This window comes from Caulobacter sp. DWR2-3-1b2, assembly GCF_049896345.1.
In the GTDB taxonomy this organism is placed as follows: Bacteria; Pseudomonadota; Alphaproteobacteria; order Caulobacterales; family Caulobacteraceae; genus Caulobacter.
The window spans coordinates 403,454-421,370 of sequence record NZ_JAFCUC010000001.1 but is presented as its reverse complement, the minus strand read 5'-3'; the positions used below and the strand labels follow the sequence as shown (position 1 = coordinate 421,370).

The following is a 17,917-nucleotide window of genomic DNA, read 5'->3' as shown; positions in this document are numbered from 1 at the left end:
ACGCCCGGGAATCGCTGGTCGATCGCTGCGGCTCCGTTATAAAGATGGACCTTCCTGCGGACGAAGTCCCCTGCCCCGCGCCGCGAGGGGCAAAACGAGGCCGCAGCCCACCGCGTCTGAAGGACCATCAAGGCCGACCGCGTCACGCCCATCCACCCTTGCTTGTCTGACCACACCCGCTCGGCAGGTGCGAACGGCCACTCACTCGAGATTTCCATGCCGCTGACCCGCCCCCGTTCCGCGTCGAGCCTCAAATCCGGCGCGGAGGTGTGGGCGACGCTGGGGCTGGCCGCTGTCCTTACGTTCTTCCTGATCAGCGGGGCTGTCGCCTACATCAACATTCAGGCGCTGCGGGCGAACGATCAGAACGTCCGGCATACGCACGAAGTGATCATCGCGCTGAACGACATGCTGTCGACGGCCCAGGACGCCGAGACCGGCCAGTGGGGCTACCTACTCACCGGGAACGAGACCTATCTCGCGCCATACGAAGACGCCGTCGCGAAACTCGCCGGCCGAGTCGACGCAATCGGCTCGCTGACACGCGATAACCCGGCCCAGCAAGCCAAACTCGCCCAGCTCCAACGCCACATTGACGCCAAGCTCGCGGAGCTCAGCGAGACGGTTGAATTGCGCAAAACCAAAGGAATCGAGGCTGCGCGCGCCGTGGTCACCACCAATCACAGCAAGATCGAGATGGACGCCATCCGCGCCCAGGTCGAGGTCATGCGGCAGGACGAAACTCGCCTGCGGAAAATCCGTATTGCGGAGATGTCGAGCGCCTTCAGCGCGGCCCAGACCACTGGCGTGCTCTCCGGCCTTCTCGGGGCCGGGCTCACCGTCGTCGTGTTCATCCTGATCCGCAGGAACACGCAGGTCCGCAAGCGCCAGCAGTGGCTACAGTCGGGTGAGGTCGGGCTTGCCGAGGCCATGATGGGCGACAAGTCGGTCGAGCAACTCGCCGACAGCATCCTGGCCTTCTTGGCGCGCTACGTCGGCTTCCAGGCGGGCGCGCTCTTCAACGGCGATGGCGACCAGTACAGTCGGGCGGCGACCCTCGGCGTTCCGGCCGACGCGGAGGTCCCGGTCCGGTTCAGCGTGAAGGAAGGACTTCTGGGACAGGTCGCGGCCGAAGGGCGGGCAACGATCATTCGGGACGTTCCGAAGGGCTATCTGACCATCGGTTCGGCGTTCGGCCAGGACACGCCCAAGCATCTTGTCATCGTTCCGGCCCGTGCCGACGATGTCGTCAACGTGGTGATCGAACTGGGCTTCCTGCACGCCGTCGACGATCGCGTGCTCGATCTGCTGGAGCAGGCTTCGGCGTCGATCGGTATCGCTCTGCGCTCGGCGCGCTATCGGACCCAGCTGCAGGATGTTCTTGAGGAGACCGAGCGCCAGGCCGAGGACCTGCAATTACAGAGCGAGGAGCTTCGCGTCTCCAACGAAGAGCTCGAAGAACAAAGCCGCGCCCTCAAGGAATCGCAGGTGCGGCTCGAGCAACAGCAGGTCGAGCTGGAGCAGACGAACAGTCAGCTTGAGGGACAGGCTCGGACGCTCGAAACCCAACGCAACGACCTTGAACACACGAGCGCCGCCGTGCAGCTGAAGGCCCGCGAACTGGAGCAAGCGAGCCAGTACAAGTCCGACTTCTTGGCCAACATGTCGCACGAGCTGCGAACGCCGCTGAATTCCCTGCTGATCCTCTCCAAGTTGCTGGGCGACAACCCCGAGGGCACTCTCTCCGACGAACAGGTGAAGTTTGCCCGGACCATTCAATCATCGGGCAACGATCTTCTGACGCTCATCAACGACATTCTCGACCTCTCGAAGATTGAGGCAGGTCACATCGAGATCCAACCGGCGAGCCTTCCGCTACAGAGACTGGCCGGCGATCTTCGGCAGCTTTTCCAGCCCGTTGCGGGCGAACGCAAACTCACGTTCGAGATTAGCCTCGCCGACGACTGCCCCCCCGCCATCGACACCGATCGCATGCGGCTTGAGCAAATTCTCAAGAACCTGCTGTCCAACGCTTTCAAGTTCACAGAAAGCGGCGGCGTTCGCCTCGCCATCGCACGCGCCGGCGCCGATCGACTGGCGTTAGCGGTGACGGACACCGGGATCGGCATCTCAAGGGAGCAGCAGGAGGATATTTTCGAAGCCTTCCGCCAAGCGGATGGCACCATCAGCCGCCGGTACGGCGGCACCGGGCTTGGCCTGTCGATTTCGCGCGAATTGGCGCGGCTGCTCGGCGGCGCGATCACGCTTGAGAGCATGCCTGGCGAAGGCGCTACCTTCACCGTCACGGTTCCGATCTCCTACCACCCCGCCTCGGTCGCGCCCCGCGATCAGCGCGAACCGTCTCCGTCCGAGGCGGCAGTCGCGACGTCGTCTGCCGCACCGAAGACCAAGCGAGCGCCCTCACTAGGGACACCCGAGGACGACCGAGACGCCCTCACCGACGCGCGCCGTCTGCTTTTGGTCGTTGAAGACGACGAGGCATTTGCCGCCATCGTGCGCGACCTGTCCCGCGAAATGGGCTTCCAATGCATCGTGGCCGGCACGGCCGAGGAGGCCGTGACCCTTGCCAGGAAATTTAAGCCCAGCGCGATCGTCCTCGACATCGGCCTGCCGGACCAGTCCGGCCTAACGGTGCTCGATCGCCTGAAGCGCGATGACCAAACTCGCCACATCCCCATCCACGTCGTGTCCGGCACCGACCACAGCCAGACGGCGCTGTCGCTGGGCGCGGTCGGCTATCTCGTGAAGCCGGTTAAGCGTGAAGACCTGGCCGAGGTGCTGCAAGCCCTCAAGTCAAAGCTGACAAAGACCAAGCGGCGGGTGTTGATTGTCGAGGACGACGACGTTCAGCGCGACGCTGTCGGCAAGCTACTCGCCTCGCGCGATGTCGAAACCGTCGGCGTGGGCACCGCCGCAGAATGCCTGGAGCAGCTCCAATGGCAAACCTTCGACTGCATGGTGCTCGACCTGTCTCTGCCCGACGCCTCCGGGTACTCATTGCTGGAGACGCTGAGCCAGGGCGACCACGCCTTCCCACCGGTCATTGTCTATACCGGCCATGATCTGTCGGCGGACGATGAACAGCAACTGCGCCGCTATTCCAACTCGATCATCATCAAGGGCGCGAAATCGCCGGAGCGCCTGCTCGACGAGGTGTCGCTGTTCCTGCACCAGGTGGTGGCCGAGCTGCCGCCGGAGCAGCAGAAGATGATCCAGAAGGCGCGTAATCGAGACGCCGTTCTCGAGGGCCGCCGCATCCTCATCGTCGAAGACGACGTCCGCAACGTCTACTCCCTGACCAGTGTCCTCGAACCCCGCGGCGCCGTCGTCCAGATCGCGCGAAATGGTCAGGAGGCGCTCGACGCGCTGGCAGGGTCCGCGCAGGATCCGTCGCGGACCATCGACCTCGTGCTGATGGACGTGATGATGCCGGTGATGGACGGCTTGGTCGCGACGCAGCAGATCCGCAGCGATCCGCAATGGGCTAAACTGCCCATCGTCATGCTGACCGCCAAGGCGATGCCCGACGATCAGGAGCGCTGTATCGAGGCCGGCGCCAACGACTACATGGCCAAGCCCATCGACGTCGACAAGCTGCTCTCGCTCGTTCGCGTATGGATGCCAAGATGAGAGTGATCTGTGCGAGACGGCGTTGAAGGCATCGAGATCCCGCTGCTGCTGGAGGCGCTCTACCAGCGCTACCACTATGATTTCCGTCACTACGCTCGGGCGTCGATCAAGCGGCGCTTGATCCAAGCCCGCGTGCAGCTCAATTTCAGTAGCATCTCGGCCATGCAGGATAGCCTGTTGCACGATCCGTCCACGCTGCCCCGGCTGCTGGACTACCTCACCGTCCAGGTGAGCGAGATGTTTCGTGATCCGTCCTATTTCCGGGCGCTGCGGGAGAAGGTCTTGCCGTACTTGCGGACCTATCCCTCGCTGAAGGTCTGGATCGCCGGCTGCAGCACCGGCGAAGAGCTCTATTCGCTGGCGATCCTGTTCCGCGAAGAAGGGCTCGATCAACGCACGCTGTTCTACGCCACCGACATCAATCCGGGGGCCCTCCGTGCCGCCGAGGCCGGCGTCTACCCGCTCGACCGGATTCGGAAGTTCACCGAGAACCACCAGAAGTCCGGCGCCAAGACGTCGCTGTCGGACTACTATACCGCCGATTACGGACGGGCTGTGTTCGACAAAACCCTGCGCAGCCGCGTCGTGTTTTCGGACCACAGCCTGGTGACCGACGCCGTTTTCGCGGAGATGCATCTCATCTCCTGCCGCAACGTCCTGATCTATTTCGATCGCGCCCTGCAAGATCGGGCCATAGGCCTCTTCCGGGACTCGCTCGCACGCAAGGGCTTCCTGGGCCTGGGGTCGAAGGAGAGCCTGCGCTTGTCAGAGCACGCCGCCGCATTCTCCGATTTCGACCGCGACGAGAAGATCTACGAAAGACAGGAGCCATGACGGAGGCGCCCATCAAGGCGGTCGCGATCGGCGCGTCGGCGGGTGCGGTTCAGGCGCTCTTGCAGATCCTGCCATCGCTGCCCGCCAGCTATCCCTTTCCGGTGCTGATCGTCGTTCACGTTCCGCCTGATCGGAGAAATGCGCTGGTGCCGCTCTTCCAGATGAAGTGCCAAATCGAGGTCAAGGAAGCCGAAGACAAGGACCCCGCGCTTGCGGGTGTGGTCTATTTCGCGCCTTCGGACTATCACCTATTGGTAGAGGTGGATGGATCACTTTCGCTTTCCTCGGACGAGCTTGTGAATCATTCCCGCCCATCTATTGACGTGCTGTTCGAGAGTTCGGCCGACGCCTTCGGACCCGCGCTCGTAGGGGTCATCCTTACAGGGGCAAATCATGACGGCGCCCTAGGGCTCAGGGCGGTCATGGACGCGGGCGGCGTCGCCATCGTTGAGGACCCGGCCGACGCCCACGCCTCAACGATGCCGGCCGCAGCGCTCAGTGCATGCTCATCTGCAAAGGCCATGAAACTGGACGCGATCACATCCTACTTGTTGAGTCTGGGAACGGCATGACCCGCGAGGCGCCGATAAACTTCCTACTGGTCGATGACCTTGAGGAAAACCTTCTAGCGCTCGAAGCGCTGCTGCAGCGTGAGGGCCTCCGCTGCCTCAAGGCGCGCTCGGGCGAGGAGGCCCTGGAACTCCTCCTCGTCCATGACGTCGCTCTGGCGCTGCTCGATGTACAGATGCCGGGCATTGACGGATTTCAGCTCGCGGAATTCATGCGAGGCGCTGAGCGGGCGCGACACATCCCGATCATCTTCCTCACGGCCGGCAGCGTCGACATTCAACGCCGGTTCCGCAGTTACGAAACCGGCGCGGTCGACTTCATTCAAAAGCCAATCGAAGCGGGCATCCTGCGCAGCAAAGCCAATGTGTTCTTCGACCTGTATCAACAGCGCCGGCAGATCGTGGTGCAGCGTGACGAGCTTGCAGCCAATGCGGATCTTCTGCGAACCGTCGATCGGCACAAGAATGAGTTCCTCGCGGTTCTCGGCCACGAGTTACGCAATCCGATTATGGCACTCAGCGCGGGCTTTAGCCTCCTGAAGCGGCGCGACGACCCCGAGCAAGTTCTGCAGATACGGGCGGAGATGGACCGACAGGTCGTCCATCTGTCGCGACTGGTCGATGACCTCCTCGATATCTCCCGTATAGATCAGGGAAAGTTTTCCCTGAGGAAGGAGAAGGTCGCACTTCTGAATGTCCTCAAGTTCGCGATCGAGACTAGCCAGCCGCAAATCGACACCGGTCATCATGCGCTCACAATCGACATCCTGACGGAACCGACTTGGCTGGACGCCGATCCCACCAGAATCGCGCAGGTCGTCAGTAATCTCCTGAACAACGCCGCCAAGTATACGCCGGAAGGCGGGCAGATCAGGCTCGTCGCACGGGTGGTGGATGGGTTTGCGGAGATCGAGGTCTCCGACAACGGGATCGGCATTCCAGACGATATGCAGTCCACGATTTTCGAGCTGTTCGCGCAGGTTAGGGGCTCAGGGGCAACCGCACAGGACGGGCTAGGGATTGGCCTGGCTCTCGTTAAGCAACTGGTCGAGCTTCATGGAGGGACAATTTCGCTCACGAGCAGTGGATTGAACCTGGGCAGCAGCTTCCAGGTGCGCTTCCCAGTCCTCCCTTAGCGTTCTCTAGAGTTTGTCCAGACCGGCCCGCTCGTCGGAGCCGCGCCTTTCTGAATGGAAGGCCACTGCGGGGAGTCGCTCGATCTGAATCTCATTCCGGACGACCACCCGACCTGGAAAGCTACGAGGGGTCTGAGTAGCAGCGGAACAGAAAACCTGCACAAGCTCGGTGTCAGGCCTCATCGACACCGGCCGTGCGCGGGTCGCGCGGCGGCCGGAGTTCGCCTCGGGCGACAAAATCCGGCAGTGTGAGCCGGGAAGGTGGGCATCGACCGCTGCGCGGAGCGCAACCAGGCTCGGCGGCTCGTCAATTTTCTCCAGGCGCTCGACCGAGAGGTCCGGGCCGTCGGGCGTGGCGATGATTGTCACCGCCGAATTCACTGGCACGCGTTCGGCGGTCTCGCGGTAAGCGAGATCGAGACGCCGCGACAGCCTGGCGAGTTCCTCATCGGCCGATGCCGAAACGCCCACGGTGCGACAGATCGCCGGCCGCGCCACCTCCCAAGCAGCGACGGACAGCAGACCTTTTCTCGGATCCGCATAGCGCAGCGAACGAAGTGGGAAGACGTCGCGCCTGCGGATGGCACGGCGAAGGCCGTCGAGAACGCAAAGCCGATAGCCGGTCAGGTCCAATGAGCCATCGGCCGTCTTCATCTGGCCCAGCCATCCATTCGGTGCGAACACCGTGGGCGCCGGTCCTGGACGTTTGCGGCCGGAGTGACTGGCACGCAGGTACTTAACCGCCTCGAGCAACGGCCGGCCCGCCGGCGCCGCGCTGAGGTCAAGGCCGGCAAGGAGCGCGGGCGCGTATCCGATTTTGCGATGACTTTTCCGCAGCTCGGCGAAATAGGTATCATCGCGGGGTTCGGCGAGCGCCCCGACGCGCTCGACCGTAGTGACGAACGCGTCACGATCGATCAGATTGAACACGGCCCTGCGGACGTCATCGTCGGGCGTCTCCTCATCGAGAATAACGATCCCAGCATCGCGAAGCTTGAGCGCGGCGGCGTCGAGATCGCGCAGCGAGCGCAGCCTGGCCTCCTTCGACGCTGCGTCGGCCGGCGCGAACATCGAAGTGGCGACCGCATCAAACAAGTCGATGACATCGTCGCCGGCCGTCGCCTCCAGCGTCCTGACGAAGGCAAGGAGCGTGGCCGCACGCCGGTCGTTTGGAAGCCGCGCAACCACCTGCGCCTTTGCCGCAGCCGCGAAGCGCGCGAGCGCCACGATCTTGCCTGGCGGCAGGCGATCCGTTTGCGGAAGAGCGTTGGTGATCGTGCGGATCTCTTCCAGGCGGTTGAGCGCACGGCTGATTTCGCGGCCACTCTGGATATACGGGCCGTCGCGCAAGCGATCGAGCGGGCTTTGGCGCCCGCCATCGGGGACCGCGACGAGCTCGTCGAGGTTCGCGCGTTGCTCAGGCGTCATCGCCTCCATCAACAGGCGGTGCAGATATGAGTTTGCGCGCGTCCGAACCCTGGCCGCAGCGCGCCCAAGCACGGAGAGGCCCGGCAGCAGCACCTTGGCCTCAAGCAGCCATGCAACAGCGCGGTCGAACAGCGCCGAGGGGCGGTCGGCGCCCGTCCAGCACAGCGCATATAGAAAGCGATCGAGGCGGAACGCGATTCCAAAGTCGGCGAAGGCGCGGTAGCCGTAGCGCTCGCGGATGCGGGGCCGCGAGCGGGTTAGTCCGCTGGCGCTACGCCGACACCGCCCCCACGGGAGGAACGTCCAAGGCCTCGCGTAGGGCGGGCTGGCGGGAGCGGCTGACCGGCAGGGGCGCGCCCTCGCTCAGGTGCAGCCGCCAGCGGTCGCCGTCGCGCTCCAGGCGCTGCGCCTGGGCGAGATTGGCGATCACCGACCGATGGATGCGCAAGAAACTCCCCGGAAGTTGGGTCGCCAAGCCGTCGAGGCGAGCGGCGTGCAGCAGGCTGCGGCCGCCGACCAGCCGCAGCTCGACATAGTCGTCGGCCCCCACCACGGCCAGGATCTCGGCGATCGGCACCAGCTCGACGCCTCGGGCCGAGGCCACTGTCAGGCGGTCGGGGCGGCTGGCGGCGCGGGTCAGGGCGGCCTCGCGGCCCCGATCGTCGCGACCCAGCCGCACCACCTCGACCGTCAGCAACGGCAGCACCAGACCAGCGGCGAGCAGGAAGAACGAGATGTCGGCCAGCCATTCGGGGAACCCGAGGGCCAAAGCGAGAAACAGCGCCAGATAGGCCAGGGTCAGCCGCGCGCCGGGGACGCGCCGACGCACGCCCGCCGTGGCAGGCAGGGCGGCGAGCGCCACCCCCAGGATCAGCGCCCAGCCCGTCTTGATGTCGAAGCCCGGAAGCAGGGCCGTGGCGCCGACCACGCCCAGGGCCAGACCGATCATCAGACGGCGCGCCTTGGGCAGGAACCGGCCGGCCACATAGCTCACCAGCAGGACCGCGAAGGTGGCCGCCAGCACCCAAATGGCGCTCATCCGCCAGGCGTGCAGGGGATAAGGATAGTCGAACAGTGTCCTCAGGCTCTCGACAATGGCCTGCACGGCCGCGACCCCGGCCATGGCGGCCAGGACCAGGCTGGATCCCGTGCGACGCATGACGTGAATGACGCCGAAGCCGAACGCCGCGGCCAGCAGGGCGCCGGCCGCCAAGAAGGTTACCGCCAGCAGCGCGGGGCGCTGCGGATAGGGGTAGGGAAAGACGCCTATCGCGCTCATTGGACGGGCGAAACGCAGGCCGCCGTGGAAGGACGACAGGTGCATCACCAGTACGTTCTCGCCGGTCCGCCAGGCCGTCTCGCGGATCGGAAAAATCGCCTGGTAGCGCCCAGGAACCTCGTCCCGCGCCGTGGCGCCGGGGCGACCGTTGACGCCCAGGCGCTGACCGTTGAGCCAGGCCTCGGACGAGGCGACGCCCGCCAAATAGAGGGCGCGCGGCCGGGTGTCGGTGGGGGCGCTGACGGAGGAGCGGATCCAGAGCTCGCGGCCTTGGGGGTCGACGAAATCCTGGATCGGGCGGCAGTCACTCAGCACCGGGCCGGCCGGGCTGGGCACGCCATGACAGGCCTGCCACGGCGTCTCCTGGGCTCGGGCCAGGGTCGTGAGGCCGGACAGGACCAGGCCGAGAAGCAGGATTCGCCACATGCTCCCCACTCTACGGCGCCGCTCACCGAGATGGGCCGCCATTCGCCGGTGACTAGGCGCCGTTGACCGAAGCGGGGTGGCGGACGGCGCCACCGACGGCTCATCTGTCGGCATGACCCACACTTCGCTCAATCGCCGCGCCCTGCTCGCCGCCGCCGGCCTCGCCCTTCCGGCCCTGGCGTTTGCCCAGGTCCCGGCCCCGACCCAGACCCCCGCTCCAGCGACGTCTCCGCCGCGGGCCGGCCCCTTCCGCTTCAAGGGCTGGCAGGGTCAGGAAACCGACGCCGAGCGGGGCTTCTTCGAGGTTCCCGAGGATCGCCGCGATCCCGGCTCGCGGAAGATCCGGTTGAGCTATGTCCGGTTCGCCTCCACGGCGGCCAAACCGGGTCCGCCGATCATCTACCTGGCCGGCGGACCAGGCGGCATGGCGACGAGGGCGGCGGGCGGACCGCGCTTTCCGATCTTCATGGCCCTGCGCGAGGTGGCCGACGTCATTGCCTTCGACCAGCGGGGCACGGGCCTGTCCAACGCCATCCCGGAGCGGCCCGCCTTCACGCGCCCGCCGCCGGTGTTCACGGAGGCCGGGCTCACCTCCCATTTTCGCACGGAATTCCAGAGCGCCTGGGTCGACTGGACGAAGGCCGGCGTGGCCATGACCGGCTACAACACCGAACAGAACGCCGACGACATCGACGACCTGCGACGTCACCTGGGCGCGGAAATGGTCAACCTCTGGGGCATCAGCTACGGCACGCACCTGGCGCTCAGCATGCTCAAACGGCACGGCGACAGGGTGAACCGCGTGGCCCTGGCCAGCCTGGAGGGCCAGGACCAGACGGTGAAGCGGCCGGCGGCGATCGACGATCTTTTGCGCCAGGTGGACGGCCTGCTGGCCGCCGATCCGGCCGCCCGCGCCGCTGTGCCGGACCTGCCGGCCCTGATGCGCCGCGTGCACACCAGGCTGGAGGCGCGGCCAGTCGTGACAAAGGTCACGCTGAAGGGCGCGCCGGGCGAGATCAGGATGGGCGGCTTCGGCGTCCAGATGCTGGCGGGTGGGCTGATCGCCAATCCCAACACCCTGGCCATGCTGCCGGGTCTTTACCTCGCCCTTGACGCGGGAAAGACTGACATGCTGGCGCCGTTCCTCGGCGATGTGGTTGACCTGCTGAGCATAACCGGCATGCCCGAGGCCACGGATCTGGCGTCGGGAATCTCGCCGGGCCGGCTGGCCTTGGTGCGGCGGGAGGCGCGGGTCGCCGTGCTGGGCAAGGCGCTGAACTTCCCGATGCCGCAGCTGCTGGGCGCGGTCCCAGGCGTCGACCTGGGCGAAGGCTTCCGGGCGCCGTTCCGCATCGACCATCCCGCCCTGTTGGTCGCCGGTACGCTGGACGGCCGCACGCCGTTGGCCGAGCAGGACGAAGTGGCGGCCCAGTTCCAGCGCAAGTCACGGGTGATCGTCGAGAACGCCGGCCACAACGTCTTCGAGGCCCATCCCGACGTGCAGGACCTGCTGGTGCGGTTCTTCCGCGGCGAGGCCGTGGCCGACACCCGGCTGGCCTTGCCGCCGCCGAAGTTCCAGATGGCGTGATCGGGCGGCCGGCGACGAAGAGACCTGACGCGACCCCCTGAAGCTCCCCCAGCAATAACTCGCTCGCGCGAGAAGTCCCGAACCTAGAGCGTTTCCCGACCTGACTGCGTCAGGCCGTGAGCTCTAATCTTGTGTTTTGACGCATTTTTCTTCACGCGAACCGGAACCACTTCGCTCGAAAAATGCGCTAGGGCAGTCATCGGCGGAGGTGGAAGGTTTGGAAGTTGGAGCGGTCCCAGAGTCTCTTTCTGTTGAGGGTTTCGGATGCTGGCCCATGCGCGGACTTGTGAGCTGGCGCTTGAGGGAAGCCTTCAGGGGAGGAAGCGGCGGTCAGTGCTCCGGGTGTGTCAGGCTATGGCGATAGCGGTTGTCACTGCCGGTCTGGCGGCGGCCGAATAGGCCTGGGCAGTGCCTGTGGCAATCTCAAACGGCCAACAAGTCGGTCCCAAGCGGGGTGAAGCGTCGATGCTCGCGGCGGCTGAACGAAGCTTGAGGTGACGCTGGACGTGAGACGCAGCCGATCCCGCGCCAAGACCCAGGGTGATGGCGGAGCAGATGTCGAAGATGATCATGGCTCTGCTCATGAACTATAATGCGACTTGAGATTGATCTGACGGGCGCGCCACGCGCCGCGCCCGCCAATGACCTCGATGATGCGCAGACCGCCACCGCAACACGGGCAGGTCAGGGCGGACGCGGTCTTGGGCTCCGGGGCTCGGGAGTCTGTTCGGGAGAATTACCCAGCGCACGCGCGCCGCGGCCATGCTTTTGCTGGTCCAGGACTGAAAGCTTACCCTCGACGACGACATCCGGCGCTACCTGCCAGAGATGCCAGACTACGGAACGCCGATCACCATCCGCCACCTGCTGACCCACACCAGCGGCCTGCGCGAACGATGGAGCCTAATGGCCTTGACCGGAAATGGGCCCGGGACTCAAGCGCACACCATGACCATGATCCTCGACTTGGCGTCGCGTCAGAAGGGCCTCAACTTCAGGCCTGGCGCGGAATTTCTCTGTACCAACACCAACTACGCGATGGCGGCGATGGTCATCGAGCGGGTCAGCGGCCAGAGCCTTCGGCGGTTCACTGATCAGCGTCTCTTCCAACCGCTAGGCATGAGCCACACGCGCTGGCGGGAGGATTTCCGCACCGTCGTTCTAGGGCGCGCGACGGCCTATGCGCCAGCCGGCGACGGCTTCATCGCCAACATGCCGTTGACCAACGTCTACGGAAATGGCGGCCTGCTAACCACGGTCGGCGACCTGGGGCGCTATCCCGAAGAGGGCCTATCGATCGCCGTGATGGGCAATAACGGCGGGATCGATCCGGTCGACATGGGCGAACGGGTCGCCAGGCAGGCCCTGCTGGCGACCGGCCACGCCGGAGCTATCGTTTCCGCGCCCAGGACGATCGCGGCGGCGCAAGCGCCGACGGCCGATCTCGCGGCCTACCAAGGCCTGTTCCGCAATCCTGTGACCGGCGAGCTAATCCAGCTACAGGCCGCAGATGGTCATCTGACGCTGAAACGCGGCGCATCCGAGGTGTTGGCCCCGCTGGGCGACAACCGCTTCCAGCGCCCAGACGGCGACCTCGTCACCTTCGCCAGGAGCGGTTCCAAGGGGGCCGAAGTCACGTTGAGCCACGGCGAGACCCGCCAGAGGTTCGTCGCCGTGCAGGCCGCCCAGAACGACAGCGCCGCGTTCGCCGGCTATGTCGGAATCTATTACTGCCCCGAGCTGGACACTCGTATTTCGGTCATCCTGCAGAACGATGTCCTGGTGATGCGTCAGCCTTTCGCGGTCGGGTGGATACTGAGCCCCAGCTTCGCCGATGGCTTCACGACTCGTCTGCGCGGAACGACCACTTTTGTGTTCGACAGAACGGCGGACGGACAGGTTAAGTGCTTTAGCGCATGGGCGAACGGCGTCCGTAACCTAGCCTTTGCCAAGCAATGACGGCGGAACTGCGCCATTGGACCAAGCCGCTCGCGCGGCATGGGTGATCGGCGCAGACGCCGTAGATGGGGTCACTTTCGTGCAGTGCCCCTGACAGAGAGCTTGTGTAGGTTCTCTGTTCCGCTGCTACTCAGACCCCTGTCATATTAAATGTCTGCCGGGGTGATGCTCTTCACGCCCGCGTCACTGCTTGGGTAGTCGTCAGAGCTTGGGGTCAACCTTATCGAGGAGGGCGAGGGAAGTCGTTTTGCCCATGGTCCTTACCGTGCAGCGTCAACAGCAGACTGGCCTCCTGCCAGCGATAGAGGGTCAGGCTGACGCGGCGAAATGGCGTCATCAAGCAATCGGTCCAGTTATGGGCGCGGTTAATATGTCTTTCAGTCGCACCTCCATACATTGACCCGATGACTGGCAGTGAGATCAATGCGACCGAGGCCATGGCCTGGCCAGAGGCGGCGCCAAGGCGAACCCTTGGCCTAACCGCCGCCCTGACGGCTCTGGCGACGGGCCAGATCGGGGTGAGACTATGCGCCGGCGACACGCATAATCCAGAGGTCGAAGCCTTCAACGCCTTGGCCGAGCGGCTCGACCGCCTGGGCCCGGTTCTCCCTCCCGCCTCTAAGGCGCCCACATCTTTCTTGGAGTTGGAGTCTTTTGAGGCGGTCGAGGCAGGTCAAAGCCTCTACGTCGCCATCGTCGGGATCGACGGATTTAGCCGGTTACGACGCCAATTGGGTTCGAGCGTCGCGGCGTTGCTTCTGAACAGTCTCAGCGCCCGCCTGCGCGCCCACATGCCCAATGCGCGTATTGGCCGTGTGGGGCGCACGAACCTAGAGTTCGCCTTCCCTGCTGCCGGAGACGCCGAAGCAGAGCGCGCCTTGCTCATGCTCCGACCAATTTTGGAAGACCGGTATGAGTTGGAAAGCGGACAGGCTTTCGATCTGAACATGGCTTTGGGTTTAGCCGGCCGGGAGGCCTGCGGCGAGTTCGTCATCGAATGCGCCGCAGAAGCTCTCGCCCATGCCCAGTCGCAGCTGATCAAAGTCGCGCTCTATCGCGACGAGGATCGGGCGCGCTCCGCCGCTAGCCTGTCTTTGCTGCGCGATCTCCGTTGCGCGATCGAGGAAGAAAACCTCTCCCTCGTCTACCAGCCAAAGCTCTCACTGGCCGACAACAAGGTCCGGGTGGTTGAAGCGCTAGTACGCTGGCGCCACGAAACCCTTGGCATGGTCAGTCCGGATCGCTTCGTGACTCTAGCCGAGGAAACCGGTCTCATCGGCGACCTGACGCGCTGGGTGGTCCGCACGGCCATCGCGGATCAAGCCCGGCTGGCGGCCAGCGATCATGCGCTCTCGATCCACGTGAACCTTTCCGGTCAGATGGTCGCTGACGACGATTTCGCGGCCTGGCTACTCGCCGAGATCTCCCGCATTCCCTCGGGAGCGCTGGGCTTGGAGATCACTGAGACCGCCGTCATTGACGAACCCGAAAAGGCCCTGCGTAACCTCCAGGCCTTCGCAGACGCCGGACTGGTGATCGCCATCGACGATTATGGGTCTGGTCTGTCGTCGCTTGCCTACCTAAAGCAGTTGCCAGCCCATGAGCTGAAGATCGACAAGTTGTTCATCTCGCAACTAACCAGCAGCCACCGTGACCCGCTGCTTGTACGCTCAACTATAGATCTGGCCCATGCTCTGGGCATGGCAGTCACGGCCGAGGGCGTGGAAGACGCCATGACCCTGGCGCTTCTTAGGATGATGGGTTGCGACATGGCTCAGGGCTACTTGGTCTCACACCCCATCGCCCTGAGCGAGCTCATGAACTTCATGGATAAAGGCGACCACTTGCCATCTTCTGCAATTTTACCATTGATGTTTAAAGTTAATCCGTAGATTACCAAGTATAACTTATAGATAATGCAACTTTTACTCTGCCCCTTAACGGCCCAATAAGCGTACCCCTCCTAATCTTCGGCGACCTGAAGAACTTCGGGCTGGAGGGAAATCATGTTTAAGGTCAAATGTTTGAGAGGCCACACCTTGCGGTTGGTCGCCCTGGCGTCGGTATCAGTCTTTGCCCTGCCGGCCTTTGCTCAAGTCGCACAGAACCCTCCCGCGACTACGGTCGGCCCCGTCAAGCCGATGTACGGTAACCTTCGCGCCTTCTATGGCGACCTGACGCCCTATTACGGCAACATCCGCGGGTTCTACGGCAATCTGCGCCCGTTCTATGGCAACATCCGCCCGTTCTACGGCAACATCCGCGCTTTCTGGGGCGATGCCAATCCGTTCGCCGCCGACTTGGTCCCGTTCTGGGGCAAGCTTCGTGCGTTCGATAATGGCCTAAGCGCCCCCACGGTCGGTGATTACTGGACCAAGGCCGGCGGCGACTGGGATGGCGTGGAAGCCAGCTGGACCGTGGCCCAGACGGCCGGCGCCAGCGGCGACTACAGCCAGGCCGCCGCGCAACTGCGCAGCCTCGTCGTCTCCGCCGAGACCTTCTGGGGTTCGGCCGTTCAAGCCAAGACCGGCCAGTCGTTCCAGGCGGGCTTCGCCGCGCCCCTGCTGGCCAAGTATGGCCTCGACCTCAACGACCCGACCTCGCTGTCCAAGCTTTCGCAGTCTGACCGCTCGATGTTCTTCCTCGAATGGTACGACGGCCTGATGAACTTCACTGGGACCGACCATGTCGATCACTGGATGAAGACCGTCAATTGGACGCCGCAACTGACCCAGACCCAGGGCTATGGCGCCGACACGGTCATCGGCCTGCTGGATTTCACCGTCGCCGGCGACACGGTGATCCAGAAGAACATCGTCAAGTATGGCGGCGTCTCCAACTTCACCAACGGCCACGGCGCGGCCGTGGCCAGCTTGATGGTCGGCGCCCATGACGGCCAAGGCGTGATGGGGATCGCGCCCAAGGCCTCGGTCATCGCCTACAACCCCTTCGACGCCAGCGGCACGGCGGGTTGGGCCGATATCTCCAAAGGCATCGTGATGCTCACCCAAAACCGGGCGAGCGTGATCAACATGTCGCTGGGCGTGCCCGGTTCGACGCTGGATCAAGGCTGGAACGCGGTGTTCTCCGATCCCGCCGTCTCCGCGGCGGCCAAGAACGCTGTGTTCGTGGTGGCCGCCGGCAATGACGGCGTCACCCAGACGGCCAACATCGACTGGAACTTCGCCACCAATCCCAGCCTGATCGTCGTCGGCTCGATCGACCTAGCCGGCAATATCTCCAACTTCTCCAACACACCCGGCACGGCGTGCCTACTGGACAACAGCACCTGTAAGCCCGGCGACCGCCTGATGGACCGTTTCATCGTCGCGCCGGGCGAACTGATGCTGGTGTCGGATGACAAGGGCGGCGTCACCCGCATGTCGGGCACCTCCTTCGCCGCGCCGCTGGTCTCGGGGGCCATCGCGCTGCTGCAGGACCGCTGGCCCTGGCTGGCCAACTATCCCAAGGAAACGACCGACATCATCCTGAAGTCGGCCAAGGACCTCGGCGCGCCCGGTGTCGACCCGGTGTACGGCGTGGGTCTGCTGGACGTCACCGCCTCGCAGTCGCCCCTGGATTTCAACAAGCTCAAGTGGTATCAGGTCGACGACAAGGGCAAGCCCAAGGAACAGGCCCTGAAGGACGTCATCAAGACCGTGGGCGGTCTGCCCACGACCTTGACCGAAGCGTCCGTCAGCACCGTCGTCTCTACGTCGATGAGCGAACAGCAGCTAAAGTTCGACGCCAAGGGCATGTATTTCTACGCCTTCGAACCGCTAGGCGGCACCACCCGCGACTTCGCCATCCCGCTGTCGTCCAAGCTAATCGGCCAGAACGTCATCACGGCCAACGGGGGGCAGGAGCAGTTCCAGTCCTATCTGCTCAGCCGCATGAACGTCTGGGTCGCGGCTCAGGCCGCCGCTGGCGGCAGGACCAAGTTCGCCGCGGCTAACGGCTTCGTCGAAGACGCGCCGGTGCCCAACAGCTGGGGCATGAGCATGACGGTGTCGATCGCGCCGCGCCCGGCGCACTACGGCTTCCGGCAGGACGGTCCCGACTACCAGTCGCGGCTGAAGATCGCCGGCGAGAAGGTCGTCTCTCAATTTGGCTTCGGCGATGGCGCCGTGGCCCTGGCCAATGTTCGCGGGCTAAACTCGGCTTCGGACTATGACAGCGATCGCGGCGGGGCCAACCCGCTGCTGGGCCTGGCCTCGGGCGGCACCTTCGCCAACTTCGCCTACGCCATGAACGACAAGCTGCAGATCTCGGCCGGCACGACGCAGCGTGACGTGCGCCGCGATCGCAGCGACCTGCCGGGCCTGAACTTCATCGACACCGGCGCCGAGCGCTACCAGGCCTCGGCCCAGCATTTCGGGGCCGACTACGCGGTGCGCCCCGGCGTCAATGTGGTGGGGTCCTACACCCGCCTCCACGAGCGCTCGGCCTTGCTGGGAACCCAGTCGCTGGACGCCAAGGACTTCCGCCAAGGCACGACGACCGACGGTCTCACCTTGGGCGTGGGCGCGGACCTAGGTCATCGGACGACGCTAGGCATCTCCGGCACCGTGGCGCGCACGCGCCAGATCGGCGGCGGTCAAGCGATCCGCATCGAGGACGGCCTGACCTCTACCGCTTTCGAGATGGCGCTCACCAAGGTCGGCTTCATCGGCAAGAACGATGTGGCGCGGCTGACCTTTTCGCAGCCGCTGTTCGTCAACAGCGGCGTGCTCGGAACCTCTACGGTTCAGGTGATCGACCGCAGCACCGGGGCGATTGGTGTCGTCAATAATCGGATCGAGGTCGGGCAGTCGCGCCCCCTCGCGGGCGAGTTGCTCTACGGGCGTCAGATATTCCAGCGGACGTCCGACCTGAGCCTGTTCGGCCGTGTCGAGGTCAACCCTGGCGCGGTTGTCACCCAGACCTTCATGGCGGGCGGCCGGATCCGCATCGGCTTCTGAACCAAGGCCTGCGGCGGCACGTTCGTCGCAGGCCTTAGGCCAGCCTTAAGAGACTCCCGCTAAACTCCCGGTTCTAAAGGGAGACT

General features: G+C 64.5%; 9 protein-coding genes and 2 pseudogenes. 8 read left to right on the top strand and 3 right to left on the bottom strand.

Annotated features, from left to right (window positions below; genetic code table 11):
* The first annotated feature begins 216 nt into the window (after nt 1-216).
* From ACP694_RS01975 to ACP694_RS01960, 4 genes are read left to right on the top strand one after another with little or no spacing between them, the layout of a single operon-like run.
* On the top strand, nt 217-3,651 hold the full coding sequence (locus tag ACP694_RS01975; RefSeq protein ID WP_426009993.1) for a response regulator: 3,435 nt from the start codon (nt 217-219) through the stop codon (nt 3,649-3,651).
* Nucleotides 3,652-3,660: 9 nt separating this feature from the next.
* Nucleotides 3,661-4,485 (top strand): CheR family methyltransferase, encoded by an 825-nt coding sequence (locus tag ACP694_RS01970; RefSeq protein ID WP_426009991.1) that lies wholly within the window; start codon nt 3,661-3,663, stop codon nt 4,483-4,485.
* On the top strand, nt 4,482-5,057 hold the full coding sequence (locus ACP694_RS01965) for a chemotaxis protein CheB (RefSeq protein ID WP_426009989.1): 576 nt from the start codon (nt 4,482-4,484) through the stop codon (nt 5,055-5,057). The genes ACP694_RS01970 and ACP694_RS01965 overlap by 4 nt, the downstream gene beginning before the upstream one ends.
* Nucleotides 5,054-6,190 (top strand): hybrid sensor histidine kinase/response regulator, encoded by a 1,137-nt coding sequence (locus tag ACP694_RS01960; protein ID WP_426009987.1) that lies wholly within the window; start codon nt 5,054-5,056, stop codon nt 6,188-6,190. Before ACP694_RS01965 ends, ACP694_RS01960 begins: the two co-directional genes overlap by 4 nt.
* A gap of 6 nt (nt 6,191-6,196) precedes the next feature.
* Here the strand turns inward: ACP694_RS01960 and ACP694_RS01955 are convergent, their stop codons facing one another.
* From ACP694_RS01955 to ACP694_RS01945, 3 genes and pseudogenes are all read right to left on the bottom strand, one after another.
* Nucleotides 6,197-7,711, bottom strand: a complete 1,515-nt coding sequence (locus ACP694_RS01955; RefSeq protein ID WP_426009985.1) for a hypothetical protein — start codon at nt 7,709-7,711, stop codon at nt 6,197-6,199.
* A 12-nt stretch (nt 7,712-7,723) separates the two neighbouring features.
* Nucleotides 7,724-7,858 (bottom strand): annotated as a pseudogene (locus ACP694_RS01950) (DUF4158 domain-containing protein); the annotation flags it as partial.
* Nucleotides 7,859-7,889: 31 nt separating this feature from the next.
* Nucleotides 7,890-9,323: a LytTR family DNA-binding domain-containing protein gene (locus ACP694_RS01945; RefSeq protein WP_426009983.1), complete on the bottom strand. Its 1,434-nt coding sequence runs from the start codon at nt 9,321-9,323 to the stop codon at nt 7,890-7,892.
* A gap of 112 nt (nt 9,324-9,435) precedes the next feature.
* Between ACP694_RS01945 and ACP694_RS01940 the strand changes: the two genes are divergently transcribed.
* The 4 genes and pseudogenes from ACP694_RS01940 to ACP694_RS01925 all read left to right on the top strand — a co-directional run bounded on the left by ACP694_RS01940 (nt 9,436) and on the right by ACP694_RS01925 (nt 17,831).
* On the top strand, nt 9,436-10,911 hold the full coding sequence (locus ACP694_RS01940) for an alpha/beta hydrolase (RefSeq protein ID WP_426011269.1): 1,476 nt from the start codon (nt 9,436-9,438) through the stop codon (nt 10,909-10,911).
* A gap of 798 nt (nt 10,912-11,709) precedes the next feature.
* Nucleotides 11,710-12,870, top strand: a pseudogene (locus ACP694_RS01935) (serine hydrolase domain-containing protein); the annotation flags it as partial.
* Nucleotides 12,871-13,274: 404 nt separating this feature from the next.
* Nucleotides 13,275-14,762 (top strand): EAL domain-containing protein, encoded by a 1,488-nt coding sequence (locus ACP694_RS01930; protein WP_426009982.1) that lies wholly within the window; start codon nt 13,275-13,277, stop codon nt 14,760-14,762.
* Between the two features lie 114 nt (nt 14,763-14,876).
* Nucleotides 14,877-17,831: a S8 family peptidase gene (locus tag ACP694_RS01925; protein WP_426009981.1), complete on the top strand. Its 2,955-nt coding sequence runs from the start codon at nt 14,877-14,879 to the stop codon at nt 17,829-17,831.
* Nucleotides 17,832-17,917 lie beyond the last annotated feature (86 nt).